Raw genomic sequence first — 26,790 nt, 5'->3', positions numbered from 1 at the left:
GCCCCGCGCTCGCGTCCGCGCCGCCCCGCGCTCGCGTCCGCGCCGCCCCGCGCTCGCGTCCGCGCCGCCCCGCGCTCGCGTCCGCGCCGCCCCGCGCTCGCGTCCGCGCCGCCCCGCGTCCGCGTCCGCGACGGTGGGCGTGCGCCTTCGCGGGTGCCTTTGGACCGAACCGCGAGCACCCCATACGCGTGGGGCGATGCGCGTCGGGTGGTCGGTGTGGTGGAGGTGGTTGCGAGGTGAGTGACTCCGGGTGGGGCGTCCCGGATGGTGCGGACCTCGTGGAGAAGGCCCGTGCCGGCGCACGCGGTCGGCCCGGACTGCGTGCGGGCTGTCGTGGGACACCGGTGTGCGGCGGCCCGCTTCGGGCCTACGCGACCGCGCGTCGTGCCGGTCGCCTCGCGTTTGCCGCTTCGGTGGCTCCGTACCGGCGTCGGGGCCTGCGTTCGGGACGTGCGTGCAGGTGGTGCGTGGGGTCCGTCTTGTGGGGGTCGGGTCGGGCTTCAGGGGGATGGATCCGGGGGTGCGAAGGGCTACCCGTGGGGGACGTCCGTGCTGGTGGGGGCGGGTGAGGATGAGCGGGATTCCGCTGTTCGTGCTCGGTCCTCCTGGAGTTGCCCGTGTTTCGTTTCGCGCTGCGCAATGTCGTTGCACACCGGACCAGATTGGCGATGACCGCCGTCGCGGTGTTGCTCGGTGTGGCGTTCGTCGTGGGCACGCTCGTTCTGTCGGACACCCTGGGGCGGGCCTTCAAGAACACCGCCTCCAAGAGCTTCGCGGACGTGTCCGTCGCCGTCCTGGACGACAACGTCGACCGCACCGGCTCGCGCGCGCACGGTCGGCCCGAGCCCACGCTCACCGACGACACCCTCGCCCGGCTGCGCGCGCTGCCCGGTGTCGCGCGGGCGCGTGGTGTGCTGGAGGGGTTCACCGGCGTGGTGGACCGGGACGGTGACCTGCTCGGGTCGGGGTGGACGACGATCGGGACGAACTTCGTGCCGCTCGGTGACGGCACCGATCCCCGCTTTCCGATGCGGTCCGGGCGCGGACCGGCCGCCGCCGCCGAAATCGCGCTCGACGTGCGGACCGCGGACAAGGGCGGCTTCCGGGTCGGCGACACCGTGCGCGTCGCGCTCGGCGGGCCGATGATCGCGGCCCGGCTGACCGGGGTGTTCACCACCGACGATCCGCGCGTGTCGTCGGGTGGTTCGCTCGTGTTGTTCGAGACCGCGACCGCACAGCGGCTGCTGCTCGAGCCGGGGCGCTACGCCGAGATCGACCTGGTCCCTGTTCCCGGTACGAGCGAGGCGACGTTGCGCGCCGCGGCCCGGCGGGTGGTGCCGGACGCGGACAATCTGCGGGTCGCCTCCGGACGTACGCTCGCGCGCGAGCAGGTGGACATGATCGAGGCCGGCACCCGGCAGATGACGATCGCGCTGCTCGCGTTCGCCGGCATCGCGCTGTTCGTAGCGACCTTCATCATCGCCAACACCTTCACCATGCTGGTCGCCCAACGTACCCGCGAACTGGCCCTGTTGCGCGCGGTCGGCGCCCGCAGCGGACAGGTCACCCGGATCGTGCTGTTCGAGGCCGCGGCCGTCGCCGTGATCGCCTCCCTGCTCGGCTTCGCCACCGGCATCGCGCTCGCCGGTGCGCTCCGGGCGCTGCTGGAGCGGTTCGGCGCACATCTGCCCGCCGGCCCGCTGGTCGTGGAGGGCCATACGATCGCGGTCGCGTTGCTCGTCGGCGGTGCGGTCACCCTCCTCGCCGCGTGGTTGCCCGCTCGGCGGGCGTCCCGCATCCCCCCGGTCGCCGCGCTGAACGTGGTGGAGCGACCGGCCGGCCGCGGCGGACAGCGCGGCCGCGGTGCGCTGGGGGCGCTGGTGACGGCGGTCGGTGCGGCGCTCACCGTGTACGGGCGCTCGGCGGCCGGCGACAGCGGCCGGATCCCGGTCGCGCTCGGTGCGTTCCTGCTGTTGATCGGCGTCCTCGTACTCACCCCGTCGCTGGCCCGCCCCGCCATCGCCGTGGGCGCGCCGCTGCTGGATCGTGTGTTCGGCGTGGCCGGTCGGCTGGCCCGGCGCAACGCGGTACGCAATCCCCGACGTACCGCCGCCACCGCGTCCGCGCTGACCATCGGCCTGTCCCTGATCGCGGGCCTGACCATGCTCGGCGCGTCGATCCGGCAGGCCGTCGAGGAACGGGCGATCGCCGAGATCGCCGCGGACTACCGGATCGGCACGGTCAACGGCGCCTCGCTCGACACCGGCGTGCCGGCCGCCGTCGCCCGCGTGCCCGGGATCACCGCGATCTCGCCGCTGATCCGGGACTCGGTGCTGCTGGACGGCCACGAGGCGGCGGTGATCGGAGTGGACCCCAAGGGCATCGAGCACCTGATCGACTTCGACGGCCTCGCCGCGCCCGAGACCGGCAGCCGTACCGCCGCCGCCGACGCGCTGCGCCGCGGCGAGATCCTGATCAGCGCGGACATCGCCAAGCGGCGGGGATGGGGCGTCGGCTCGGTGATCCCGATCGGCTACCCCGACGGCGCCCGGGGCACCGTCAAGGTCGGCGGCATCCAGGGCGACCTCGAACAGTTGACGAAGGTGACGGTGCCGGCCGCGCTGCTGGAGCGGCACACGGTCGACCGCGACATCCGTTCGATCATGGTGCGCGTCGAGGGCGGCGGCAGCGCCGCGACCACGCGGGCGATCGAGCGTGCGATCGGCGACAACCCGCTCGTGCAGGTGGAGGATCGTGCGGCCATCCGGAAGTCCTTCAGTCGCACGGTCGACCTGCTGCTCAACATCATGTACGGGCTGCTGGCCATGGCGGTGCTGATCGCGGTGCTCGGGGTGATCAACACCCTGGCCATGTCGGTGTTCGAACGCCGCCGCGAGATCGGCATGTTGCGCGCGATCGGACTGGACCGCTCTCGGGTGCGCACGATGGTCCGGGTCGAGTCGACGGTCATCTCGGTGTTCGGTGCGGTGCTCGGTCTGCTGGTCGGGACGTTCCTGGCCTGGGGGATCCTGGGCACGCTGCGCGACAAGTTGCCGAATCTGGTCCTGGTCGTGCCCTGGGCCGGCGTCGCCGGATTCCTCGCCCTGGGGGTCGTCGTGGGCGTCGTCGCAGCCGTCTGGCCGGCCCGCACCGCGGCCCGCACCGACATCCTGACCGCTATCGGCGCCGAATGACGGGGCCTGGAGCCAGGTCCTAGCTGCTCGCGCCGATCGCGCCGATGGCGGGGGCGCGGAGGCCGTCCGGGGCCGGCGTTTGCATGGCGCGGGCGATCTCGGGGTCCAGGCGGCCGGTGACCGCGCCCACCACGGTGCGGCGGACCAGTTCGGTCCAGGCCGGTGCGCGGCGCATCATCGCGTGGCCGTCGGGGAGTTCGAATCGGCAGACGCGGTCGGAGACCTCGCGAGCGGCCAGCGCGTAGCGGTGCGAGGCCTTCGGGCTCGTGGTGTGGTCGGCCGTGCCGTGTACGACGACCAGGTCCCGGCCGGCGAGTTGTGCGTACGGTTCGTCGTCCTCGATCCAGGGTGCCAGCGCGCAGATCGTACGCACGCTCTCGTGGCCGGCCACCCGCAACGCGGTGCGGCCGCCCATCGAGTGGCCGACGAGGGTGACCTCGGCGTCGGGGTATCGGGTACGGATGCCGTCGAGGGCCCACCACGCGTCCTGGACCGGGTCGCGATCGGGTTCGTTCCAGCCGCGCACCCGGTAGCGCAGCAGCCAGGTCTCGGCGCCTGCCGCGTGGGTCGCGCGGTGTACGGAGCGGGCTATCGGCACCATGCGTCGATAGGCCAGGTTGCGGGTGGAGGCGGGTTGCCGGCCGTGCGCGCGGCCACCGGGCAGGACCAGGACGACCGCGCGCACGGGCGTGTCGCGCGGCGGCGACCACCTGCGCAGCGCGGCGAACGGCCCGGTGGATGCGTGCGCGTCCGGCATGCGGAGCCCTCCATGCTGTCGGCGTGGCCCCGGCACCCGGGCCCACTGGCGTCGAAACGGGGCCTCCACGACCACAGCCCCAAAACCCGAACGCCCCCACCACCCGGGTCGTTCCCGCGGACACGGACACGGTCGCGGCCGCCCGCACCCCCGCCGCCTCCGTCGTTCAGAAGCCCCGGGTGCGCTTCGATGCCGGGCGCATCTCGCGGCCCGTGCGCGGCGGCGGGGAAGGCAGGACGAAGCGGGCCGCCTCGGAGCCGACGTTGACGCCCGCCGCGAGCGCCAGGGCCAGGGACGCCGCGTTCACCAGGCTGCGCCAGCCGCTGTCCGTGTGGCCGAGGGCCAGGCCGAGCATGCCCTGATACATCGCGCTGCCCGGCAACATCGGGCCGATCGCCGGGATCACGTACGGCAGTGCCGACGTCCCGCCCCACCGGGCGAGCAACTGCCCGAGCAGCCCCAGCAGCCCGGTGGCCACCGCCGTGGCCAGGACCGGTGCGGCGCCCGCCTCGCGCAGCACCTGGAACACCGCCCAGCCGACCGCGCCGCCCGCCGCCGCCATCGGCAGCAGCACCCGGCGCACCTGGACCAGCACCGCGAAGGTCAGCGACACCCCGCCCGCCGCGAGGAGTTGCACGATGCGGGGGTTGCCGTTGGGGTTGAACGTCCCCTCGACGGTGAACTTCACGCCCACCTGGTCGCCGATGTACAGCACGATCGAGATGCCCACGATGATGCCGACGATCAGGTAGAAGACCTCCAGCAACCGGGCCGCGGCGGTGATGTAGAAGCCGGTCAGTCCGTCCTGTACGGCGGCCACCAGGGCCCGCCCCGGCAGCAACGCGAACAGCCCGCCGGTGACCACGGCGTACGGGTTGATCCCCGCACCGAGTTTGATCATCACCACCGTGATCGCGGCGGCCGGCATCGAGGCGAGCACGAACTGGTAGAACTCCGGGACGCCGCGCTCGGCGAGCAGCTGCGCCAACCGCTCGCCGATCAGCGCCGCGACGCAGGCCGCGACGGCCACGATCGGTCCACCGCCGACCATCACGCTCGCGAAGGCCGCGATCAGCCCCGCGGACAGCAGCAACAGCGGGCGCGGGTAGGGGTGTCGGTTGCGGCGGATGTCGGCGAGGCGGTGGTACGCCTCCTCCAGGGTCAACTCGGACCGGGTGATCGCCTCGACCAGCTGGTGTGCCTCGTCGAGCCGGGTGTAGTCGACGGCGCGGCGGCGCACGACCCGCTCGCCCGTGACCGGTGCTTCGACCAGCGAGGGCTGGTAGGACAGGGTGATCGCGACAAAGGTCACATTGGGCTGGCAGCGTTCCAGGCCGTACGCGTCGGTGATGCCGAGCATCGCCGCCTCGACGTCCTCCCCGCCCTCGCCGCTGGCCAGCAGCAACTCGCCGGTGCGCAGCGCGAGATCGAGCACGCGCGGGACCGAGGGGCCGGCTTCGGGCTTTTCCGGGGCGGGCACGATCGGGATGCTCGCGGTGTGCCCGCTGAACCGCAGCTGGGTGCGCAGCCGGTCCTGCCACGGGCTGGCGCCGGATCGCGGCGTCGCCGGCCGCTCCGGCTCCCAGGGCGCGCGAGGGCCCGGATGGGCGCGGCCGACCTCGTCCGCCGATCCCTCCGGTTCGTGTCGCGAGTGCTGCTCCGACACCCCGTGTCGTCCCTTCCGCCGTTGCCGCCGCGATCCGGCCCGCGCCGGCGGCACCGTCGACCGGTCCGCCGGGGCGATCCGTCCGGGTGGATCGCCACCCGGTGCCGCGACCGGAAACGTTAGCCGGTTCCCGACCGGAGCCCCGGCTCGGCACAGTCGATCACGGAGGAGGAGACTGCCCGGCGGGCGCCGCATCATGCGAGGCCACGGGCCGGCGGCGTCGGCGGACGAACCCCCGAACCGAATCACCTCGCGCGAGACGCGCGAGCCGGACGACCGCTCCCACGCCCGCCCGCCCCGAAGCGGCCGAAAGCCTCAGCCCTCCCCATGCACCCCATGCAGCAGCCGGCGCAGCGCACCCCCCAACTCCGTCGGGTCGGCCACCGGGTGCTCGAATTCGAAGCGCACGTCACAGGTGCGGTCCGGGCCGCCGGTGCGCAGCCGGATGCCGTGTCGGTCCAGCGACACCGGCGCCACCCGGTCCGCGCAGGCCGGCGCGCCCGCCACGTTCGCCAGCCGGCACAGGTCGTCGCCGTGTGCCGCGGCCAGGTGCTGGAGCAGTTCGGCCTCGTGTCCGGCCAGCGGGTCGGGCGCGGCGTCGGCGTAGTCGTCGGGCTCGACGTGTCCGGTGCCCCACAGGTCGTCGACCAGCACCTCGCCGACCTCCAGCCGCGCGACCGTCCCGGCGCGCTCGGACGCGGTGGGGTCGGGGGCCGCCTCGGCCAACAGCGCGGCGGCCCGTTCGGCGTCGGGGCCGGTGGGGATGCTCAGCCAGCCCGCGATCCAGCAGTGCGCGCGGACCCGGTGCGGTACGGCCACCGGCGCGACGTCGACCAGGTGCAGCACGGCGGCCACGTCGTCCCGGGACGTCAGCACCACCGCGGCGGTTTCGCTCGGGACGAGCAGCAGCAGCGAGCCGTCGGCCTCGACGGCCCGTGCGGCGGGGATCACATGCTCCTCCCGGTCGCCGGGCAGGTCCAGGGTGGCCGACCCGGCGTGGGCGGCCAGGGTGCGGGCCCGCTCCGCGGTGCGCGGCCGCCGGGAAGAGACATCGGTGCGCCCGGCGTTGGCCTCGGTGGGAACAGACATGGCGTCCTCCAGGTGTGGCGCTCAGGTACGGCGCTCGTTTGCGACCCCCGAGTGGGCTACCGGCCGCGTCTTCGTTAAGGTTAGGCTTACCTAAGTACCCCGATCTTGGCAAGACGGCCCGACCGGCGGCCCACCGCCCCGGCCCGGCGCCTCGACCCGGGACCGGACCGGCCACACCCGCATCGCCCCGACCACCCGAACCGCCCGAACGGCCCCGCACGGAGGACCCGACCTTGACCAACCAGACGCGCCCCAAGATCCGCCGCAGCCGCGCGCTCGGCGTGGCGCTCACCCCCAAGGCCGCCAAGTACCTGGAGAACCGGCCCTACCCGCCGGGCGAGCACGGCCGCGGTCGCAAGCAGACCTCCGACTACAAGACCCGGCTGATGGAGAAGCAGCGCCTGCGCTTCCAGTACGACATCTCCGAGGTCCAGATGCGGGCCGCGTTCGACCGCGCCAACAAGCACGCCGGCAAGACGGGCGACGAGCTGGTGGTCGACCTCGAGCGCCGCCTGGACGCCTTCGTGCTCCGGGCCGGTTTCGCGCGCACCGTCTACCAGGCGCGGCAGATGGTCACCCACGGCCACATCGAGGTCAACGGCGGCAAGGTGGACAAGCCCTCCTACCGCCTCAAGCCCGACGACGTGGTCGCCGTGCGCGAGCGCAGCCGCGCCAAGCCGCTGTTCCAGGTGGTCCAGGCCGGCGGTTTCGCCGCCGCCGAGACCCCGCGCTACATCGAGGCCCGCCTCGACAAGCTGATGGCCCGCCTCGACCGCCTCCCGCAGCGCCGCGAGGTCCCGGTGATCTGCGACGAGCAGTTGGTCGTGGAGTACTACTCCCGCTGATCGACGACGTCGACAAACCGACACCGAAGGTCGATCCGCATACGACGCCGGGTCGCCACACACGCCACGCCCACCGCGCGGGTTTCCTCGGACGAGGGGACCCGCGCGGTCGCGGTAGGGTCGGGTTTTCCGAGGTGGGCGACGCGTATCCGCCGCCTCGACTGATCCCACTCATCAAGGAGCGCATGACGGTGTCGGGTGGCGAAGTCGCGCTGATGATCATCGCCGTTTTCTGGGCGATCCTGGTCGCCTTTCTCGCGGTGGCTCTGGTGAAGCTGGCGAAGGTGCTCAAGGAGGCCACGACCCTGGTCGCAGGGGTGGCGGACCGGGCGGTCCCGCTGCTCGACGAGGTCACCGAGACGGTCCGGGCGACCAACGCCCAGATGGGTCGCGTCGACCAGATCGCGGGCAACGTGCAGACCATGACCACGAACGCCACCGCGCTGTCCTCCACGGTCGCCGCCACGCTCGGCGGGCCACTCGTGAAGACCGCCGCGTTCAGCTACGGTGTGCGCCGCGCGCTGTCCGCGCAGCAGCGCGCCGAGCTCAGCCGCCGGGTGCGTACCGCGGCGAAGGCGCAGAAGGTCGCGCGACAGCGCAGCATGCGCGGGAGGGGCTGACCGATGGCGAGACTGTTCTGGATCGCGGTCGGCGCCGGCGCCGGCGTCTGGGCCGCGCGCAAGGTCAAGGACAAGGCGTACAAGTACACGCCCGAGGGCGTCGCCGACAATGTCACGGGCATCGGCGAGGCGATCAAGTACTTCGCGGACGAGGTCCGCGCGGGCATGGCGGAGCGCGAGCAGGAGTTGTACCGGGCGATCGGCGCCGACGTCGCCGCCGCGGCCCTGCCGCCCGCCCCGAGCCGGCGGATACTGCCCGGGGCGCGCGAGCCGCACGAGCACCGGCACGACGGGCGGGACCACTACGACCCGCGCGAGCTGTACGAAGGCAAGGCACGGTACGACCGAAGGGACGGCACCTGATGGAGTCGGCAGAGATCCGCAAGCGCTGGCTGCGCTTTTTCGAAGAACGCGGACACACCGTCGTCCCGTCGGCGTCGCTGGTCGCGGACGACCCCACGCTGCTCCTGGTGAACGCCGGCATGGTGCCGTTCAAGCCCTACTTCCTGGGCGAGGTCAAGCCGAGCTTCAAGCGGGCCACCAGCGTGCAGAAGTGTGTGCGCACGCTGGACATCGAGGAGGTCGGCAAGACCACCCGGCACGGCTCGTTCTTCCAGATGTGCGGCAACTTCTCGTTCGGCGACTACTTCAAGGAGGGCGCGATCGCGCTCGCCTGGGAGCTGCTGACCAACTCGGTCGCCGACGGCGGCTACGGGCTCGACCCGGAGAAGTTGTGGATCACCGTCTACCTCGACGACGACGAGGCCGAACGCATCTGGCGCGACGTCATCGGCGTGCCCCCCGAGCGCATCCAACGCCTGGGCAAGTCGGAGAACTTCTGGTCGATGGGCGTGCCGGGACCGTGCGGCCCCTGCTCGGAGATCAACTACGACCGCGGCCCCGCGTACGGCGAGGAAGGCGGCCCGGCGGTCAACGGCGAGCGCTACCTGGAGATCTGGAACCTGGTCTTCATGCAGTTCGAGCGCGGCGCCGGGACCGGCAAGGACGACTACCCGATCCTGGGCGACCTGCCCGCGAAGAACATCGACACCGGGCTCGGCCTGGAGCGCCTGGCGTGCATCCTCCAGGGCGTCGACAACCTGTACGAGATCGACACCTCGCGGATGATCCTGGACCGCGCCGCCGAACTCACCGGCAAGGTCTACGGGCAGGACCACACCACCGACGTGTCGCTGCGCGTGGTGGCCGACCACGTGCGCACCGCCGTGATGCTGATCGGCGACGGCGTGGTGCCGGGCAACGAGGGCCGCGGCTACGTGCTGCGCCGGATGATGCGCCGGGCGATCCGCAACATGCGGCTGATGGGCGCCGAGGGCGCCACGCTGCACGACCTGGTCGAGACCACGATCAAGGCGATGGGCCCGCAGTACCCGAACCTGGTCGAGGACGCCGAGCGCATCGACGCGGTCTCGGTGGCGGAGGAGAAGCGCTTCCTGGCCCGGCTCCAGGAGGGCACCGCGCTGCTCGACGAGTCGATCGTCAAGGCGAAGAGCGCCGGCTCGCGCGTGCTCCCCGGCGAGGTGGCGTTCCTGCTGCATGACACCGAGGGCTTCCCGATCGACCTGACCCTGGAGATCGCCGCCGAACAGGGCCTGGCGGTCGATGAGGACGGCTTCCGCCGGCTGATGAACGAGCAGCGGCAGCGGGCCAAGAAGGACGCGCAGGCGCGCAAGCAGGGCCTCGCCGACCTGTCCGTATACCGCGAGGTCGCGGACTCGGCGGGCGGCACCGTGTTCACCGGCTACCTGGACACCGCCAACGAGGTGACCGTGGTCGGCCTGCTCGTCGACGGCGTGCCCGCGCCCGCCGCGCAGGAGGGCGACGAGGTCGAGGTCGTGCTCGACCACACCCCCTTCTACGCCGAGGGTGGCGGCCAGCTCGCCGACACCGGCCGCATCCGGCTCGAGACCGGCGCCGTGGTCGAGGTCCGCGACGTACAGACCCCCGTCGCCGGCGTCACCGTGCACCGCGGCCGGGTCCAGGTCGGCGAGGTCGTGGTCGGCGCCAAGGCGCTGGCGCAGATCGACACCGACCGGCGCAACGCCATCGCCCGCGCGCACAGCGCCACGCACCTGACCCACCAGGCGCTGCGCGACGCGCTCGGCCCCACCGCGGCGCAGGCCGGCTCGGAGAACGCGCCGGGCCGCTTCCGCTTCGACTTCGGCGCGCCGGGCGCGGTGCCGGGCAGCGTGCTCACTGACGTCGAGCAGAAGATCAACGAGGTGCTCGCGCGCAACCTCGACGTCACCGCCGAGGTGATGTCGATGGACGAGGCGAAGAAGCAGGGCGCCGTGATGATGTTCGGCGAGAAGTACGGCGACCGGGTCCGCGTGGTCACCATGGGGGACTACTCCAAGGAGCTGTGCGGCGGCACGCACGTGCACAACACCGCGCAGCTGGGCCTGGTCAAGCTGCTCGGCGAGTCCTCGATCGGCGCCGGTGTGCGCCGGGTCGAGGCGCTGGTGGGCGCCGACGCGTACAAGTTCCTGGCGCGCGAGCACACCATCGTCAACCAGCTCACCGACGTGGTGAAGGGCCGGCCGGAGGAACTGCCCGAGCGGGTCGCCTCGATCATGGCCAAGCTGCGCGACGCGGAGAAGGAGATCGCCGCGCTGCGCGGTGCCCAGGTGCTCCAGGCCGCGGCCGGTCTGGTCGACGGCGCGCAGGACGTGCACGGCGTGGCGCTGGCCGTCGGCCGGCTGCCCGACGGCACCACGCCCGACGACCTGCGCAAGCTGGCGCTGGATGTACGCGGCCGGCTCGCGACCCGCCCGGCCGCGGTCGCGGTCGTGTCGGTCGTGAACGGCAAGCCGATGGTCGTGGTCGCCGCCAACGACGGCGCGCGCGAGCGTGGCGTCAAGGCCGGCGAGCTGGTTCGTGTCGCGGCGCAGACCCTCGGCGGAGGCGGCGGCGGCAAGGACGACGTGGCCCAGGGCGGCGGTTCGGACCCGACGAAGGTGGCCGACGCGCTGGCCGCGGTCACCCGGACAGTCGCCGAACGTACATCCTGAGTCGTCCCCTACCCTCGTTCCCCCGGTGGGTGTGGAAGTCTGGAACCGGACTCCCGCACCCCCGGGGGACTTGCATGCCGGGGCGTCATGCCCGAATAGTCAGTGACGCAGAGTCTGTGACGGAGAACCGACCTTGAGACGCGGAGTACGAATTGCGGTCGACGTGGGAGACGTTCGCATCGGCGTCGCGGCCAGCGACCCGCACGGACTGATCGCCACCCCGGTGGAGACCGTGCCCGCCGGGCGGCGCGACGTGGCCCGGGTCCTGGAGATCGTCGCCGAGTACGAGGCGATCGAGGTCGTGGTCGGGCTGCCGCGTTCGCTCTCCGGCAAGGAGGGCGCGGCCGCGGCCAAGGCACGGCTGTTCGCCGGCCGACTCGTGGCCGGGCTCGACCCGGCGATCGAGGTGCGCATGGTCGACGAGCGGCTGACCACCGTCACCGCGACCCGAGGGCTCCAGGCCTCCGGCGTCAAGGCGAAGAAGGCCCGCGGGGTCGTCGACCAGGCGGCCGCGATCGTGATCCTGCAAAACGCGCTCGACACCGAGCGAGGTTCCGGACGTCCTCCGGGCCAGGCCGTGCCTCCCACTCCGGCCGGGTCCGTCTCCGACTCTGAAAGGCCCACGGCATGAGCGATCTCGGACTGCGCATGGAGTCGGAGCCGCGCAGTCGGCGACGGGGCAAGGACGACGGTTCGCGCGGCGGGCGGCGCGGCGGTCGAGGCCGCAAGAAGAAGAACCGCAGCGGTTGTGCGGTCTCCCTGGCCCTTGTGGTCGTGCTCGCCATCCTCGGCGGCGGCGGTTACTGGGCCTACGGTTTCCTGAAGGACCGTTTCGGCCCTCCGCCGGACTACAGCGGCAACGGTTCCGGTTCGCTCGTGGTCGAGATCAAGCCGGGGTGGGCCACCCCGCAGATGGCCAACGAACTCAAGCGGGTCGGGGTCACCAAGAGCGTCGAGGCGTTCACCAAGGTCGCCCGGGAGGACAAGGACCAGCGCGCGTCCAAGATCCAGCCCGGCGCGTACACGATGGCCAAGCACATGTCCGCGAAGTCGGCCTTCGAGATCCTGGTGAACCCGAAGAACAAGCAGGACTTCATCCTGCGGCCCGGCATGCGCTCCGCACAGGTCTTCGAGTCCCTGGCGAAGACGCTCAAGGTGCCGAAGGAGAAGGTCGAGGCCGCCGCGAAGGATCCCTCGCTCGGACTGCCGGACTACGCCGGCGGCAATATCGAGGGCTTCCTGTTCCCCGCCTCGTACATCGCCGCGCCCGGAATGGACCCGCTGGTGGTGCTCAAGGACATGGTGGCTCGGGCGGTGAAGGAGTACGACAAGGAAGGTCTGGCCGCGAAGGCGCAGGCGATGGGCAAGAAGCCGTACGACGTGATCATCATCGCCAGCCTGGTCGAGGCCGAGGGCAAGACCACCGACGACAAGGGCAAGGTCGCCCAGGTGATCTACAACCGGCTCGGCAAGAACATGTCGCTGGGTCTGGACTCGACGGTCAACTACTACCTCGGCAAGAGCAACATCCAGCTCACCAACAAGGAACTCAACGACGCGAGCAACCCCTACAACACGCGGGTGAAGAAGGGTCTGCCGCCCGGGCCGATCGGCAGCCCGAGCAAAGCCGCGATCGACGCGGCGCTGGCGCCGCCGGCGGGCAAGTACCTCTACTTCGTCACCGTCGACCCGATCGTGGGCACGACCAAGTTCACCGACAAGGACTCCGAGTTCCAGGACTTCAAGGCCGAGCTGGCGAAGTGGATCAAGGAACACCCGACCTCGTGACGCCCTCGACCCCACCCCTGCCCCCGCGCCGCGCCGCCGTGCTCGGTTCGCCGATCCGGCACTCGTTGTCCCCGGTCCTGCATCGGGCCGCGTACGCCGAACTGGGTCTGACCCACTGGTCCTACGGCGCGTTCGAGATCGACGAGGCGGCTCTGCCGGGCTTCGTCGCCGAGTTGGACGCGTCCTGGGCCGGGCTCTCGCTGACCATGCCGCTCAAGCGGGCGATCCGGCCGCTGCTCGACGAGATCGGCGCGGTCGCGCGGGACGTGGACGCGGTGAACACCGTGGTGTGCACCGCCGACGGCCGTCGGGTGGGCGAGAACACCGATGTGCCGGGCCTGGTCGCTGCGTTGCGCGAGCGCGGCGTGGAGCGGGTCGGGTCGGCGGCGGTGCTGGGCGCGGGTGCCACCGCGACCTCGGCGCTTGCCGCGTTGCGGGAGGTCACGGACGGGCCGGTGCGGGTGTACGTGCGGGGTGCGGAGCGGGAGCGCGAGATGTACGCGGCCGGCGAACGGCTCGGCGTCGCGGTGACCGTGCGCCCGTGGACGGAGGCCGCCGAGGCGCTGGCCGCGCCGCTGGTGGTGGCGACGACGCCCAAGGGCGCGGTCGACCATCTCGCGATCGAGGTGCCGGCCGATCCCGGCGTGCTCTTCGACGTGCTCTACGACCCGTGGCCCACCGCGCTCGCGGGCGCGTGGGGACACGCGGGCGGCACCGTGGTGGGCGGCCTGGACCTGCTCGTACACCAGGCGGTCCTCCAGGTCGAACTGATGACGGGCCACCCGGGCCCCCTCACCGCGATGCGCACAGCCGGCGAGGCGGCCCTGGTGGGCCGGGGCTGACGGACGCAGCGAGCCGCGCTCGGGTGGGCGTGGCGACGCGTTGTCCCCAGGTTTCGGATGTGGTGTGATCGTCCGACCGGGGTTGGGGACGACGGAACGTGACCGGCGTACGATCCTGCGTATCGTCGCAGGCGTGTTCCTCGGACTCACTCTCCTGTGCGCGTTGCTCGGCTTTGTTGCCGGGCTCGGGCTGCCCCGTCCCATCCATCTCCTGCTCGCCCGAAGCCCCGGCTCCGGTTCGGTCGGCGGCATCGCCCCGCCCGGTCGCCCGCCGGCCCTGCCCGTCGAGCCCGTGTCGGCCGCGAGCGGGCGGTTCGGCGCGTTGCCGCTCGCGGCGCTGACCGGGCTCGTCTGCGCCCTGCTCGCCTGGCGTCTGGGGCCCGGACTCGACCTGCTCGCGTTCTTGGTGCTCGCCGTCGCGGGGGTCACCCTCGCCGTGGTCGACGTGCGTGCCCTGCGGCTGCCCGACCCGGTGCTGCTGGTCACCCTGGCCACCGGCCTGACCCTGCTCGGCATGGAGTCGCTGGCCCTGGGCGACTTCACCGCCTACCGAAGAGCCCTGCTCGGCGGCGTCACGCTGGCCGGCTACCACCTGTGCCTGGCCGCGCTCTTCCGCGGTGCCCTGGGCATGGGCGACGTCAAGCTCGCCGGCGTGCTCGGCATACATCTGACCTGGCTCGGCTGGGGCGTGCTGGTCACCGGCGCGTTCCTGGCCGTGCTGCTCGCGGGGCTGACCGCCGGGGCGCTGATACTCGTGGGCCGCGCCCGCCGGGACAGCCGGCTGCCGTTCGGCCCCTGGCTGCTGCTCGGCGCGCTCGGCGGCGTGTTGTGCGGCGCCGAGTTGTCCCGATTGCATCTCGCCTGGTGAGACGGCGCCGGACGATGCGGCGCTGTCCGGAAGATGGACGCGGGGATGGGGGCCCGCCTCCGGCATGAAAGGATTCGGGTGGAGATTCGCCGGGCGGATCCTGTCCGGTGGTGCTCGATGCATCGTGCCGGGCCTTCGTGCCGCCGTCCGGAGCAGGCACGCGTGACGCGCAAGAAGGAGCATTCGTGGGCAACCTACGCTGGCTGACCGCCGGGGAGTCGCACGGCCCCGCACTCGTGGCCACCCTGGAGGGGCTGCCCGCCGGCGTGCCCGTCACGACCGACCTGGTCGCCGACGCGCTCGCGCGCCGCCGACTGGGCTACGGGCGCGGCGCGCGGATGAAGTTCGAGCGCGACGAGGTCACCTTCCTCGGCGGCGTCCGGCACGGCCTCACCCAGGGCGGCCCGGTCGCGATCATGGTCGGCAACACCGAGTGGCCCAAGTGGGAGACGGTCATGTCGGCCGACCCCGTGGACCCGGAGGTGCTGGCCGCGCAGGCCCGCAACGCCGCGCTGACCCGCCCCCGCCCCGGCCACGCCGACCTGGCGGGCATGCAGAAGTACGGCTTCGACGAGGCCCGGCCGATCCTGGAGCGGGCCAGTGCCCGCGAGACCGCCGCCCGGGTCGCGCTCGGCGCGGTCGCCAAGGCGTTCCTGGAGCGCGTCGCCGGCATCCGGATCGTCAGCCACGTGGTCGAGTTCGGCGCGGCCAAGGCGCCCGCCGGCGTGTTCCCCGGCCCCGACGACACCGCCCGCCTGGACGCCGATCCGGTGCGCTGCTTCGACCCCGAGGCGTCGGCCGCGATGGTCACCGAGGTGGACGACGCGCAAAAGGCCGGCGACACGCTCGGCGGCGTGGTCGAGGTGCTCGCCTACGGACTGCCCCCGGGCCTGGGCAGCCACGTGCACTGGGACCGCCGGCTCGACTCGCGCCTCGCGGGCGCGCTGATGGGCATCCAGGCGATCAAGGGCGTCGAACTCGGCGACGGCTTCGAACTGGCCCGGGTGCGCGGCTCGAAGGCGCACGACGAGATCGTCAACACTGCCGACGGCGCGCGCCGCACCTCGCACCGCTCCGGCGGCGTGGAGGGCGGCATGTCCACCGGCGAGGTGCTGCGCGTGCGTGCGGCGATGAAGCCGATCGCCACCGTGCCCCGCGCCCTGGCCACCTTCGACGTGCGCACCGGCGAGCCGGCCCAGGCCCACCACCAGCGCTCCGACGTCGCGGCCGTGCCCGCGTCGGGCATCGTGGCCGAGGCCATGGTGGCCCTCGTGCTGGCCGACCTGGTCACCGAGAAGTTCGGCGGCGACTCGGTCGACGAGACCGCCCGCAACGTGCGCGGCTACCTGGACGCGCTGGAGATTCGGTAGCGCCATGGCAGACATCGGGGACGCCGGGGACATCGCCGACGGCGTGAACACCACGCACGGCCGGGACCGGGGCGAGCGCCCACTGGTGGTCCTGGTCGGTCCGCCCGGCGCGGGCAAGACGACGGTGGGTCTGCTGCTCGCCGAGGCGCACGGGGTGGGCTTTCGCGACACCGACGCCGACGTCGAGGCGCGGGCGGGCAAGCCGATCCCGGACATCTTCGTCGACGAGGGCGAGCCGCACTTTCGCGCGCTCGAACACCGGGCGGTCGCCGACGCGCTGGCCGGCCACCCCGGCGTACTCGCCCTCGGCGGCGGCGCGATCCTGGACCCGGCCACCCGCGACCTCCTGGCGGGCCACCACGTTGTCTTTCTCGACGTCGACCTGGCCGACGCGGTCAAGCGGGTCGGCCTCGACGCGCCGCGCCCGCTGCTGATGGGCAACCCCAGGGCCCGCTGGCGCGAGCTGATGGCCGCGCGCCGCCCCCTGTACACCGAGGTCGCCGCGGTCACGGTGAACACCGCCGGCCGCACTCCCGAGGACGTGGCCGCCGAGATCGGGCGCACCCTCGAGACCGCATCCCACCGGGCCCGACCCGAGCCCACCACGCCCGAGAAAGACGTGAAGCGATGAGCGGCATCCCCGCCGAACCCGTCCGGATCCGTGTCGGCGGCACCTCGGAGCCCTACGACGTGCTCGTGGGCACCGGCCTGCTCGGCGAACTCGCCGCGCTGATCGGCACCTCCGCCCGCCGGGTGGCGATCCTGCACCCGGAGGCGCTGGCCGCCACCGGCGAGGCGGTCCGCGAGGACTTGGCCGCGCAGGGCTACGAGGCGATCGCCATCCAGGTGCCCAACGCCGAGGACGCCAAGGACGTCGCGGTCGCGGCCTACTGCTGGTCGGTGCTCGGCCAGACCGGCTTCACCCGCTCCGACGTGATCGTCGGCATCGGCGGCGGCGCCACCACCGACCTGGCGGGCTTCGTCGCGGCGAGCTGGCTGCGCGGCGTGCGCTGGATCGCGATGCCCACCACGCTGCTCGGCATGGTCGACGCGGCCGTCGGCGGCAAGACCGGGATCAACACCGCCGAGGGCAAGAACCTGGTCGGCGCGTTCCACCCGCCCGCCGGCGTGCTCGCCGACCTGGCCACGCTGGAGTCGCTGCCGCGCAACGACTACGTCAGCGGCCTGGCCGAGGTGATCAAGGCCGGATTCATCGCCGACCCGGTGATCCTGGACCTGATCGAGGCCGACCCCGAGGCGGCCCGCGACCCGCTCGGCAAGGACACCGCCGAGCTGATCACCCGGGCCATCCGGGTCAAGGCCGACGTGGTCTCCGGCGACCTCAAGGAGTCCGGCCGCCGGGAGATCCTGAACTACGGCCACACCCTCGCGCACGCGATCGAGAAGGCCGAGCGATACAAGTGGCGGCACGGCGCGGCCGTCAGCGTCGGCATGGTCTACGCCGCGGAGCTGGGCCGGCTCGCCGGTCGCCTCGACGACGCCACCGCCGACCGGCACCGCACCGTGCTGGCCGCGGTCGGACTGCCGCTGACCTACCGCGGCGACGCGTGGCCCCGGCTCCTGGAGACCATGCGCGTGGACAAGAAGTCGCGCGGCGACATGCTGCGCTTCATCGTCCTGGACGGCCTGGCCAAGCCGGTCGTCCTGGAGGCCCCCGACCCGACGCTCCTGGTCGCCGCCTACGCCGAGGTATCGGCGTGAGCGCGCGCCGGGTGCTGGTCCTGAACGGCCCCAACCTCGGCCGGCTGGGCAGCCGCGAGCCGGACGTCTACGGCGCGACCTCGTACCAGGGCCTGGTCGCCGAGTGCGAACGCCTCGGCGCGGAGCTCGACTTCGCCGTCGAGGTCCGCGAGACCAACGACGAGGGCGAGATCATCCGCTGGATGCACGAGGCCGCCGACGGCCGCATCCCGGTGGTGATGAACCCCGGCGCGTTCACCCACTACTCCTACGGGCTGCGCGACGCGGTCGCCCAGCGCACCGCGCCGTTCATCGAGGTGCACATCTCCAACCCGTACGCGCGCGAGAGCTTCCGGCACACCAGCGTGGTCGCCGCGGTCGCCAGCGGCACGATCGCCGGCTTCGGCCTCGGCTCCTACCGCCTGGCGCTGCGCGCGCTCGCCGAGGAACTCGACGGCTGAGCACCGCTCCCGGCCGGGGTGCCACCCACATGGGTGACACCCCGGGCAGGGCCGCCGCGCCGCGCCCGCGCGGACCTCACCCGAGCAACCGCCCGATCGCCGTCGCCACCTCCGGGTGCCCCAGATACGCGCCGATGTCGTGCGCACGATCGAGCGGATTGGCCACCGCGCACTCCGCGACCAGCCCACTCCAGTCGTCCGCCAGCGGACACCCGATCGCGACCGGATCGGTCGGGCACCACGCGTTGAACCACGGCCCCGCGATCGGCGGCAGATGCGGCCCGCCGATCCGCAGCCGCGAATAGACGGTGTCCATCCCCAACGGGCTGCCCACGGTGATCAACCCGGCCACCGGCACCGCCGGCCCCAGCCGGGTCAGCAGATCCATCGCCACCACCGTGCCCAGGCTGTGCGCGACCAGCACCACCGGACCGTCCGCGGGCATCCCGGCCAGCACCTGGTCGAGCACGGCCGTGCGCGTGTCGTCCTGATCCAGATAGGCGGCGACGTCCTTGAACGCGGCCTTGATCACCAGCCGGTCCACCCCGGTGTGCGCGGCGATCCAGCCCAGCGGCTCACGCGTGGTGCGCACCACGTGGTCCCAGATGCTCTCGGTCGCAGGCTCCGCCGCCTCCGGAGGAGGCATGCCCGCCCGCCGCGCGGCCTCGTCGAGCAGCCGGTCGTACAACTCCTGCGCCGACGCGGACAGCGGCGCCTCGCCCGGCAGCGCCGACTCCATCACCTGCACGAGCCGGTCGCCGTAATAGGGGAACCACACGTCGGCCGGATCGATGGTCGCCAGCCCCGCCAGGGTCAGACCGCTGTTGAGCCCCGCCGCCCAGCCGCGCCGCAACTCGTCCGGATCGCGCCCCTGCTGACTGCGCCCGTGGACGAACACCAGACGCAGCCGGCCCCCGAACGCCTCCGGCCGCCCCGTCGCCCCGGCGACCGGAACCGCCTCGGTGACCTCGATCGGCGGCCGGGGAGCGGGCACCGTGGACAGCAGCGCCGGTGCCGAGCCCAGGCCCGAGCCGGGACCCAGCTCGGCGAGCAGCGCCCGCTGCGCGTCACTCGTGGTCAGCGCCGCGAGGCGGGCCAGGATCACACTGATCCGCACCCCCTCGTTGGCGATCCACTTGATCTCGGCCTGCCCCTGCTCGGGCCGCCACGGCTGATCGTGCAGGTTCAGCACGGCCCCGGACGCGTCGTGCGCGGGCACCCCGCTGTGATGCAGCGCGACCGCCTCCCACTGGTCGTTGAACACCGGCGAGCCGGAGTTGCCCGGCTCGGTGTCGGTCTCGTACTGAATGAAGTCGTCGAAGCGCTGGGTGAAGCGGTTCTGCCGGATGGCGATCTCCTTGAGCCGCCCGTCCGGGTGCCCGATCACGTTCACCGGATCGCCGATCACCAGCTTGCCCTCGGCCGCGAGCAGCCACAGATGCCCGAAGACCTGCCCGGCCGGCCGCCCGTCGCCGCCCGGACGCAGCGCCACCAGGGCGAAGTCCAGATCCTCGTCGGTCAGGAACAGCGTGTCCGGGTCCGGCGTGAAGCGGGTGGTGTGCAAGGGCAGGTCGTTGTCGATGCCCATCTCCGCGCCGAACTCGGCGAACGCGCCGCGCGCGGTCGCCGCGTCGGGAAAGACGTGATGGTTGGTCAGTAGCAGGCGCGGCGAGACCAGGAAGCCGGTCGCCTGCGGTTGCACCGGCCCGCCCGTGGCGTACCAGATCCGCGCGACGCACGCGGCGGCGCGCATGCCGCGGGCGAGGAAGTTCAGGCTCTGCAGATCGTTGGTGGCGCCGATGATGCGCTCGGCGAGCCCGGGCCCGCTCTCCTGCGGCGACGTGGCCAGCAGCACCTGCCCGGGCACCTCGTGCTGCTCCACCAGCCGGGCCGCGCGTAGTTGCAGCCGGTGGTCGTCGTCGGGGAATCGCCGACCGTCGGCGCGCCGCCGCTCGATCGTGGTCCGGTCCGCCTCGGCCGCCGCGTAGCGCGCCGAGGCGGCGCGCAGTCGACTCACCAACCGCTCATCCGCCGCAGATGTGGCAGTTCCGTCATTTCCGCTGATTTCCACAGAAGCCCACCCCCTCGCAGGAAGGGTAGAACCGGGCCCGGGCCGCTGTCCGGATATCGGGCGATTGCGCTGGTCCGCGCCCGCGGGACGTCGACCCGAGCCCGAAGGATGCAGTCCCGCCGAGTCACACCGGGCTACCCCCACCTCACGGGACTACGCTGTTCCCATGCCCGAGGCCCATGATCGACGCCGTGATCGACTGCGTTCCCGCCTGGCCGGTGCCGGCGCCGACGTCGCCCTGATCACCAACCTCGTCAACGTGCGATACCTGACGGGGTTCACCGGCTCCAACGCCGCGCTGCTCGTGTACACACCGGGCGCACCGGGCGAGGGGAGCGGCCCGGGCGCGGTGTTGTGCACCGACAGCCGCTACGCGACCCAGGCGGCCGAGGAGTCACCGGGCGTCGAACTGCTGGTCGAGCGGGCCTGCGCGCAGGCGCTGACCACCCGCGCCGCCCGCTCCGGCGCGGTCCGCTTGGCCATCGAGGAGCAGCACGTCACGGTCGAGCTGTACCGCGAGCTGGGTCGGGTGCTCGCCGAGGAGAGCGCCGCCGGGGAGCTGGTCAACCTGGGCCGGGTGGTCGAGGACCTGCGTCGGATCAAGGATCCCGAGGAGATCGCCGCGCTGCGGATCGCCTGTGAGATCGGCGACCGGGCGCTGGGCGAGATGATCGAGTCGATCCTGGTCGGCCGGACCGAGCGGCACATCGCGATGGAGCTGGAACGGCGCATGGCCGACCACGGCGCCGACGCGGTGGCCTTCCCCACGGTGGTGGCCACCGGTCCGAACTCGGCGATTCCGCACCACGACCCCGGGGACCGCCGGGTCGAGGACGGCGACTTCCTCAAGATCGACTTCGGCGCGCGCTACCGCGGCTACCACGGCGACATGACCCGCACGTTCGTGATCGGCACCGAGCCCGCGGCATGGCAGCAGGAGATCTACAGTGTGGTCTTCGCCGCCCAGAAGGCGGGCCGCGAGGCGTTGGTGCCGGGGGTCGAGGCGGTCGCGGTGGACAAGGCCGCGCGCGATGTGATCGCGCAGGCCGGCTTCCTGGATTTCTTCGGACACGGCCTCGGACACGGCGTCGGCCTGGAGATCCACGAGGACCCGCATCTGGGTCCGACCGCGACCGGTAAGCTGGACGCTTGCATGCCGGTCACCGTCGAACCGGGGATCTATCTCCCGGGTCGCGGCGGTGTCCGCATCGAGGACACCCTTGTGGTTCGTCCGCTCGAAGACGGCGGGCCCGAGCTACTCACCATCACGACCAAGGAATTGCTCGTCCTGTAGCGGGCCGGCGCCCGCCGCCTCGTCCGACGAGCGAGAATCCGGTCCCAGAAGCACGCAGGAGACACCACACTCGTGGCCACGACCAACGACCTGAAGAACGGCATGGTGCTCAAGCTCGACAACGGCCAGCTCTGGTCCGTCGTCGAGTTCCAGCACGTCAAGCCCGGCAAGGGCGGCGCGTTCGTTCGTACGAAGCTCAAGCATGTCCTCTCCGGCAAGGTCGTGGACAAGACCTTCAACGCCGGCACGAAGGTCGAGACGGCCACCGTGGACAAGCGCGGCATGCAGTTCTCGTACAAGGACGGCGCCGACTTCGTGTTCATGGACACGGACACCTACGAGCAGCTGCCGATCTCGCCCGAGACCGTCGGCGACGCCGCCAACTACCTCCTCGAGGGCTTCGACGCGACGGTGGCGATCTACGAGGGCGCCGCGCTCTACGTCGAGCTGCCGGCCTCGGTCGAACTGCTCATCGAGTACACCGAGCCGGGTGTCCAGGGCGACCGCTCCACCGGTGGCACCAAGCCCGCGAAGCTGGAGACCGGCTTCGAGATCGCGGTTCCGCTCTTCATCACCACGGGCGAGAAGGTCAAGGTCGACACCCGTTCCGGTGACTACCTGGGCCGCGTGAACAGCTAGTGGCCGGTGCCCGCAGCAAGACCCGGAAGCGCGCGCTGCAGATCCTGTTCGAGGCCGACCAGCGCGGCGTCGATCCGGTGACCATCCTCGCGGACTGGGTCGGCCGCTTCCGGGCCGACAAGGCGGAGCCGCAGGTCGCCGAGTACACGATGCGGCTGGTCGAGGGCGTCCAGGAGCACCGCAAGCGCATCGACGACCTGATCGGCACCTACGCCGTGGGCTGGACGCTGGACCGGATGCCCGGCGTGGACCGCAACGTCCTGCGCCTGGGCATCTACGAACTGCTCTGGGAGAGCGACGTCCCCGACGTCGTGGCCATCGACGAGGCGGTCGAACTCGCCAAGGAATACTCCACGGACGAGTCGCCGGCCTTCGTCAACGGCCTGCTGGCCCGGATAAAGGATCTCAAGCCGACGCTGCTGCGCTAGCAGGCGTCCGCCGCCGGACCCGTCGAGCCGCCCACCCCGCCCGGGTGGGCGGCTCGTTGCGTTCGCGCCGGCCCGGATGAGGCGGCCCGGATCCTGTGCCGATAATGAAGATCATGAAATCCGATCGGAAGGGCTCCCGGCTGCGGGATATCGGTGACGAGCCCGACTATCGGTTCACCCTCGCCAACGAACGCACGTTCCTGGCCTGGATCCGCACCGCGCTCTCCCTGCTCGCGGGCGGGGTGGCGGTGGTGCAGCTGGTGCCGGACCTGGCCCCGCGGGCGCAGCGCCTGGTGCTCGGGCTGGCCCTGGTCGGGTTGGCGCTGACCCTGTCGGCCACCGCGTATCGGCGCTGGTACCAGGTCGAGCGGGCGATGCGGTTGGGCCGCGCGCTGCCGTTCTCCGCGTTGCCGTTGGTGGTCTCGGCGGGTCTGGCGATCGTGATCGTGCTGAGTGTCGTGCTCATGCTCGTGTCCTGATGGCCCGCCACCGCGCCGCGCTGCCGGGTGCGCCCCTGGATCCGGGGCTGCAGCCCGAGCGCACCCGGATGGCGTGGTCGCGCACGGCGCTGGCGTTCGTCGCCAACGGCGCGCTGCTGGTACGGGCCGGCCACGTGCCGGGGAGCTGGTGGTTCATGGTGCCGGGGTTCGTGGTGATGGCGGCGGGCTTCGGGGTGTACGTGGTGGGGCTGCTGCGGCATCGACAGGTCGACCACGCGGTTCGGGGCGGCTCCGCCGCGGTCGGCGATCGGGCGATTCGCGCGACGCTGCTGACGGCGGTGGCGGCGTGTGTGCTGGCGGCGGTGGTACTGGTCGGCAGGCCCTGACGGAGCCCTTGTCGGCGGCGCGGGGCCGCGGCGAGAATGCGCGCCATGACGACCGACGATCTCGGCATCCGTGGATTCGCCCGTGGCACCGATCGGTACGAGCGGGCGCGACCGTCCTACTCGAACGAGGCGATGGATCATCTGTGCGCCGGCGCGGGGATCGGGCCGGGCACCCCGGTGCTCGATCTGGCCGCCGGTACCGGCAAGTTGACCCGGTTGCTGGCCGAGCGCGGGGCGCGGGTCACCGCGGTGGAGCCGTCGGCCGCGATGCGCGAGACGTTCGCCCGGGTGGTCGAGGGGGTGCCGGTGCTGGCCGGTACGGCGGAGTCGATACCGCTGCCGGACGGCGCGGTCGACGTGGTCACCGTCGCCCAGGCGTTCCACTGGTTCGAGCCGGAGCCCGCGCTGCGCGAGATCGCGCGGGTGTTGCGGCCGGACGGGGTGCTGGCGCTGCTGTGGAACGAGCGGGATCAGGAGAACGCGCTGGTGGACCGGCTGTACGAGGTGGCCGAATGGCCGTTCGGCGGCCTGTGCGACTACCGCCCGGCGATCGCCCGCAGCCCCTGGTTCGAGCCCGCGAAGCGGACCCTGTTCCGGCGCCGAGAGTCGTTGACCCACGACGCGATCGTGGAGCGGATCGCCACCTTCAGCTACGTGAGCGCGATGGGGGACCGGCAGCGCGGCGAAATGCTGGCACGGGTAAGGGAGTTCGTCGGGGAGTATGCGGAGCCGGTGGAACTGGCCCATGTCACCGACACCTACCTGGCCCGGCGCCGAAAGGTGCCGGCGTCGGGGTGAGGACGGCGCGGGCTACAGGCTGCGGGCGTCGCGCCACCACCACGCCTGGCTGAGGTTGTCGGGCAGTTCGCCGGAGGCGCCGAGTTGGCGCATGCCCGCGCGCAGGCCGTCCTTGAGGACCTCGACCCCGTCGTCGCCGACCGCCTTGGTCCAGGCGCCCTGGATCCACGACAACTCGGCCCAGATCACCCGCAGGCACTCGCGGCCGCGTTCGGTGAGGGTGATCCGGCGGGCGCGGCGGTCGGCGGGGTCGGGTTTGCGGTCGACGTAGCCGTGTCGGGCCAGGTGCGAGACCACCTCGCCGGCCGACTGCTTGGTCATGCCGAGTCGGCGACCCAGTTCGGTGGCGGTGGTGCCGTCCTCGCCGATCAGGGTCAGCGCGAAGCCGTGCGTGGGCCGGATCTCGTCGAAGCCCGCGGCCGTCATGCGGTCGGAGAACAGTTGGCTGATCCCGCGCACGGCGGTGACCAGCAACGTCACCAGTTCGGGCCCGGAGGAGGTGTCTTGCTGCACGAAGTAAGAATACCTGTCTAATTTGCCGGGGAAACCCACGACGCCGCCCCCGACCGAGGTCGGGAACGGCGCGCGGGTCGAATGACCGTTACCCATGGATCATGCCGCAACGAGCCGGTGGGGCAGGGCAGGCCATGCCGATCGGCACGCCGCGCCCGGTACGCCGAGCGCGACCGCCGCTCGGCGGCTCCCGCTGGGGGCCATCGGCGCGGAAGGCGGTGGCCGGCCGCTACACGTGTACGGCGACCGCGCCCTCGCGCTTTTCCCCCTGGCGCACGAACAGGGCCAGGACGATGCCGACCGCCATCGTGATCGCGGCGATGGTGAAGGCCAGTTGCATGCCGTCCAGGAACGTGGTGTCCGAGGCGTGTCGGATCGCCGCCGTCGCCGGGCCGTCGAGCTGCTTGTCGCCCAGCAGGTCCGGGCGCAGCGGCGGGAATCCCTGGGCGACCGAACCCTCGATGCCTTCACGCTGCCCGTGCGGCATCGTGGCGTAGTCGCCGGCCGCCGCGGGCCACCGGTCCGGCAGAACCGAGGAGACCTTGGCCGCCACCACCGCGCCGAGCACGGCCGTGCCGAGCGCACCGCCGACCTGCATGGCGGCCTGCTGGATCCCGGAGGCCACGCCGGAGAGTTCGAGCGAGGCGTTGCCGACGATGATGTCGGTGGCGCCCACCATGATCGGACTGAGCCCGAACCCGAGCAGCACGAACGGCACCATGGTCGCGCCGAAGCTCGCGTCCTCGCCCAGCCGGGCCAGCAGCGCCATCGCGGTCGCGGACAGCGCCAGGCCGGCGATGATCGGGATTCGCGGGCCCAGCTTGGTGATCGCGAGGCCGCCGATCGGCGAGCCGATCATCATCACCACCGACATCGGCAACATCCGTACGCCGGTCTCGGTCGGGCTGAGCCCGTTGACGCCCTGGAGGTAGAAGGTGATGAAGAACATCGCGCCGAACATTGCGAACGCCATGAAGATCATCAGCACGATGCCGATCGAGAACGACCGGTTGCGGAACATCCCCATCGGCATCAGCGGTTCGGCCGCCCGGGTCTGCCACAGCGCGAAGACCACGAGCAGGATCACCGCGCCGGCCATGAAGCCGAGCGTGTAGGCGCTGCCCCAACCCTTCTCGCCGCTCTTGATCACGCCCCACACCAGGCAGAACATCGCCACCGACAACAACACCACGCCGAGGTAGTCGATCCGGTTGCTCGCACCGGCCACCCGGCTGTTGGCCAGCGCCCAGATGCCGACCACCAGCGTCAGTACGCCGATCGGCACGTTGATGTAGAACACCGACTGCCAGCTGACGTGTTCGACGAGCAGGCCGCCGACGATCGGACCGGCGGCGGTGGCGGTGGAGATCGCCGCGCCCCAGATGCCGATGGCCATGTTCAGCTTGTTGCCGGGGAAGCTGTTGCGCAGCAGACCGAGCGCGGTGGGCTGGAGCAGCGCGCCGAACACGCCCTGGAGCACCCGGAAGGCGATCAGCATCGAGACCGACTGGGAGAACGCGATGAGCAGCGACGTGGCGGCGAACCCGGCGGCGCCGATCAGGAAGATCGTCTTGTGCCCGTAGCGGTCGCCGAGCTTGCCCGCCGGGATCAGGCACACCGCGAGCGCGAGCAGGTAGCCGTTGGTGACCCATTGCAGGTCGGCGAGCGAGGCGTCGAGGTCCTTGGAGATGGCCGGGTTGGCGATGCCGACGACGGTGCCGTCGAGGGCCACCATCATCACGCCGAAGGCGACCGCGAGGAGGGTGAGCCAGGGGTGGCCCTGCATGCCCTTGCGGGCGGGGGGTGCGGAGGGATCCGGAGGGGGTGCGTCCGGTGTCGCCGCCGTCGAAGTCTGGCTCATACGTCCCCTACATCCATCCGTGTTCAGCGTCGTATCGAACCATCGAACGATATGGCACTGTGTGCCAAGTAGCCAAATCACTCAAGTTGCACGAAGTGACAAGTGCCATACTGTGCAGGGACCAAGG

At 72.1% G+C, this 26,790-nt stretch carries 25 protein-coding genes; 19 read left to right on the top strand and 6 right to left on the bottom strand.

From position 1 onward, the window contains the following. The first annotated feature begins 617 nt into the window (after positions 1–617). Positions 618–3,194 (top strand): ABC transporter permease, encoded by a 2,577-nt coding sequence (locus ACH4XV_RS18490; RefSeq protein ID WP_395790980.1) that lies wholly within the window; start codon positions 618–620, stop codon positions 3,192–3,194. A gap of 19 nt (positions 3,195–3,213) precedes the next feature. On the opposite strand, the gene ACH4XV_RS18485 is transcribed toward ACH4XV_RS18490, so the two are convergent. The 3 genes from ACH4XV_RS18485 to ACH4XV_RS18475 all read right to left on the bottom strand — a co-directional run bounded on the left by ACH4XV_RS18485 (position 3,214) and on the right by ACH4XV_RS18475 (position 6,706). Next, positions 3,214–3,951 carry an alpha/beta hydrolase gene (locus ACH4XV_RS18485; RefSeq protein WP_395790978.1) on the bottom strand — a complete coding sequence of 246 codons (738 nt, stop codon included), beginning with the start codon at positions 3,949–3,951 and terminating at the stop codon, positions 3,214–3,216. A 166-nt stretch (positions 3,952–4,117) separates the two neighbouring features. Beyond that, complete coding sequence (locus ACH4XV_RS18480; protein WP_395790976.1) at positions 4,118–5,617, bottom strand: threonine/serine exporter ThrE family protein; 1,500 nt, start codon at positions 5,615–5,617, stop codon at positions 4,118–4,120. A 315-nt stretch (positions 5,618–5,932) separates the two neighbouring features. Beyond that, positions 5,933–6,706, bottom strand: coding sequence for a DUF2470 domain-containing protein (locus ACH4XV_RS18475; RefSeq protein ID WP_395790974.1), 774 nt, complete (start codon positions 6,704–6,706; stop codon positions 5,933–5,935). A 233-nt stretch (positions 6,707–6,939) separates the two neighbouring features. Between ACH4XV_RS18475 and rpsD the strand changes: the two genes are divergently transcribed. From rpsD to aroQ, 12 genes are all read left to right on the top strand, one after another. Further along, on the top strand, positions 6,940–7,551 hold the full coding sequence (gene rpsD, locus ACH4XV_RS18470) for a 30S ribosomal protein S4 (RefSeq protein WP_380010218.1): 612 nt from the start codon (positions 6,940–6,942) through the stop codon (positions 7,549–7,551). 185 nt (positions 7,552–7,736) lie between these two features. Then, positions 7,737–8,171 carry a DUF948 domain-containing protein gene (locus ACH4XV_RS18465; protein WP_126643356.1) on the top strand — a complete coding sequence of 145 codons (435 nt, stop codon included), beginning with the start codon at positions 7,737–7,739 and terminating at the stop codon, positions 8,169–8,171. A 3-nt stretch (positions 8,172–8,174) separates the two neighbouring features. Continuing rightward, positions 8,175–8,534 (top strand): DUF6167 family protein, encoded by a 360-nt coding sequence (locus ACH4XV_RS18460; protein WP_395790972.1) that lies wholly within the window; start codon positions 8,175–8,177, stop codon positions 8,532–8,534. Next, positions 8,534–11,203, top strand: a complete 2,670-nt coding sequence (alaS, locus tag ACH4XV_RS18455; protein ID WP_395790970.1) for an alanine--tRNA ligase — start codon at positions 8,534–8,536, stop codon at positions 11,201–11,203. Before ACH4XV_RS18460 ends, alaS begins: the two co-directional genes overlap by 1 nt. A gap of 133 nt (positions 11,204–11,336) precedes the next feature. Beyond that, positions 11,337–11,834 carry a Holliday junction resolvase RuvX gene (gene ruvX, locus ACH4XV_RS18450; protein WP_395790968.1) on the top strand — a complete coding sequence of 166 codons (498 nt, stop codon included), beginning with the start codon at positions 11,337–11,339 and terminating at the stop codon, positions 11,832–11,834. After that, positions 11,831–12,991, top strand: coding sequence for an endolytic transglycosylase MltG (mltG, locus tag ACH4XV_RS18445; protein WP_395790966.1), 1,161 nt, complete (start codon positions 11,831–11,833; stop codon positions 12,989–12,991). The genes ruvX and mltG overlap by 4 nt, the downstream gene beginning before the upstream one ends. Continuing rightward, a complete protein-coding gene (locus tag ACH4XV_RS18440) occupies positions 12,988–13,833 on the top strand; it encodes a shikimate dehydrogenase (protein WP_395790964.1) in 846 nt (281 codons plus the stop codon). Before mltG ends, ACH4XV_RS18440 begins: the two co-directional genes overlap by 4 nt. Positions 13,834–13,966: 133 nt before the next feature. Then, positions 13,967–14,701 carry a prepilin peptidase gene (locus ACH4XV_RS18435; protein ID WP_395790962.1) on the top strand — a complete coding sequence of 245 codons (735 nt, stop codon included), beginning with the start codon at positions 13,967–13,969 and terminating at the stop codon, positions 14,699–14,701. Positions 14,702–14,886: 185 nt separating this feature from the next. Then, positions 14,887–16,071, top strand: coding sequence for a chorismate synthase (aroC, locus tag ACH4XV_RS18430; RefSeq protein WP_380010196.1), 1,185 nt, complete (start codon positions 14,887–14,889; stop codon positions 16,069–16,071). Positions 16,072–16,075: 4 nt separating this feature from the next. Continuing rightward, complete coding sequence (locus ACH4XV_RS18425; protein WP_395790960.1) at positions 16,076–16,702, top strand: shikimate kinase; 627 nt, start codon at positions 16,076–16,078, stop codon at positions 16,700–16,702. Next, a complete protein-coding gene (aroB, locus tag ACH4XV_RS18420) occupies positions 16,699–17,793 on the top strand; it encodes a 3-dehydroquinate synthase (protein WP_395790958.1) in 1,095 nt (364 codons plus the stop codon). Before ACH4XV_RS18425 ends, aroB begins: the two co-directional genes overlap by 4 nt. Further along, on the top strand, positions 17,790–18,233 hold the full coding sequence (gene aroQ, locus ACH4XV_RS18415) for a type II 3-dehydroquinate dehydratase (protein WP_078974412.1): 444 nt from the start codon (positions 17,790–17,792) through the stop codon (positions 18,231–18,233). Before aroB ends, aroQ begins: the two co-directional genes overlap by 4 nt. 76 nt (positions 18,234–18,309) lie before the next feature. Here the strand turns inward: aroQ and ACH4XV_RS18410 are convergent, their stop codons facing one another. Continuing rightward, entirely contained in the window at positions 18,310–20,250 is a 1,941-nt protein-coding gene (locus tag ACH4XV_RS18410; RefSeq protein ID WP_395790956.1) for a trypsin-like peptidase domain-containing protein, read from the bottom strand. A gap of 220 nt (positions 20,251–20,470) precedes the next feature. Between ACH4XV_RS18410 and ACH4XV_RS18405 the strand changes: the two genes are divergently transcribed. From ACH4XV_RS18405 to ACH4XV_RS18380, 6 genes are all read left to right on the top strand, one after another. Then, positions 20,471–21,598: an aminopeptidase P family protein gene (locus ACH4XV_RS18405; protein WP_395790954.1), complete on the top strand. Its 1,128-nt coding sequence runs from the start codon at positions 20,471–20,473 to the stop codon at positions 21,596–21,598. Positions 21,599–21,670: 72 nt separating this feature from the next. Beyond that, a complete protein-coding gene (gene efp, locus ACH4XV_RS18400; protein WP_380039400.1) occupies positions 21,671–22,237 on the top strand; it encodes an elongation factor P in 567 nt (188 codons plus the stop codon). Continuing rightward, positions 22,237–22,665, top strand: coding sequence for a transcription antitermination factor NusB (gene nusB, locus ACH4XV_RS18395; RefSeq protein WP_078974409.1), 429 nt, complete (start codon positions 22,237–22,239; stop codon positions 22,663–22,665). The genes efp and nusB overlap by 1 nt, the downstream gene beginning before the upstream one ends. A 104-nt stretch (positions 22,666–22,769) precedes the next feature. Then, positions 22,770–23,144 carry a YidH family protein gene (locus ACH4XV_RS18390; protein WP_380010177.1) on the top strand — a complete coding sequence of 125 codons (375 nt, stop codon included), beginning with the start codon at positions 22,770–22,772 and terminating at the stop codon, positions 23,142–23,144. Further along, positions 23,144–23,491 (top strand): DUF202 domain-containing protein, encoded by a 348-nt coding sequence (locus ACH4XV_RS18385; RefSeq protein ID WP_395790952.1) that lies wholly within the window; start codon positions 23,144–23,146, stop codon positions 23,489–23,491. The genes ACH4XV_RS18390 and ACH4XV_RS18385 overlap by 1 nt, the downstream gene beginning before the upstream one ends. Before the next feature lie 45 nt (positions 23,492–23,536). Beyond that, positions 23,537–24,289: a class I SAM-dependent methyltransferase gene (locus tag ACH4XV_RS18380; RefSeq protein WP_395790950.1), complete on the top strand. Its 753-nt coding sequence runs from the start codon at positions 23,537–23,539 to the stop codon at positions 24,287–24,289. 12 nt (positions 24,290–24,301) lie between these two features. On the opposite strand, the gene ACH4XV_RS18375 is transcribed toward ACH4XV_RS18380, so the two are convergent. Together ACH4XV_RS18375 and ACH4XV_RS18370 are read right to left on the bottom strand one after the other, a co-directional pair. Beyond that, on the bottom strand, positions 24,302–24,802 hold the full coding sequence (locus ACH4XV_RS18375; RefSeq protein WP_161500608.1) for a MarR family winged helix-turn-helix transcriptional regulator: 501 nt from the start codon (positions 24,800–24,802) through the stop codon (positions 24,302–24,304). A gap of 229 nt (positions 24,803–25,031) precedes the next feature. Continuing rightward, positions 25,032–26,663: an MFS transporter gene (locus ACH4XV_RS18370; RefSeq protein WP_395790948.1), complete on the bottom strand. Its 1,632-nt coding sequence runs from the start codon at positions 26,661–26,663 to the stop codon at positions 25,032–25,034. Between the last annotated feature and the right edge of the window lie 127 nt (positions 26,664–26,790).

This window comes from Embleya sp. NPDC020630 (assembly GCF_044334985.1).
Lineage (GTDB): Bacteria > Actinomycetota > Actinomycetes > Streptomycetales > Streptomycetaceae > Embleya.
Note: the sequence above shows the minus strand (reverse complement) of the source record. Positions and strands in the feature narration are given on the sequence as shown.